The sequence below is a fragment of the Flavobacterium zhairuonense genome, assembly GCF_004352915.1.
Classification (GTDB): Bacteria; Bacteroidota; Bacteroidia; order Flavobacteriales; family Flavobacteriaceae; genus Flavobacterium; species Flavobacterium zhairuonense.
Window position 1 is genome coordinate 1 of the sequence record NZ_SJSY01000013.1, and the last position, 271, is coordinate 271.

The window sequence follows — 271 nt, forward strand, 5'->3', positions numbered from 1 at the left end:
ATATTGATTCTGTCGTTACGATATCAGCGGGCTTAGAACCTACGGTCAGATTCAGTATCTGATCTGGCGTACATCCGTCATTGTTTATTCTTAATCCTGTTTGAGACGTAGAATAAGTGATTCCATTTGCCGGCCAAGTATATGTTTTTCCAGAACATATTGATTCTGTCGTTACGATATCAGCGGGCTTAGAACCTACAGTCAGATTCAGTATCTGATCTGCCGTACATCCGTCATTGGATATTCTTAATCCTGTTTGAGACGTAGAATA

At 40.2% G+C, this 271-nt stretch carries 1 protein-coding gene; it reads right to left on the bottom strand.

The features are described 5' to 3' along the window. The coding region (locus EYY60_RS22120) for a hypothetical protein (RefSeq protein WP_162847809.1) at positions 1-271 on the bottom strand (271 nt) is incomplete at both ends.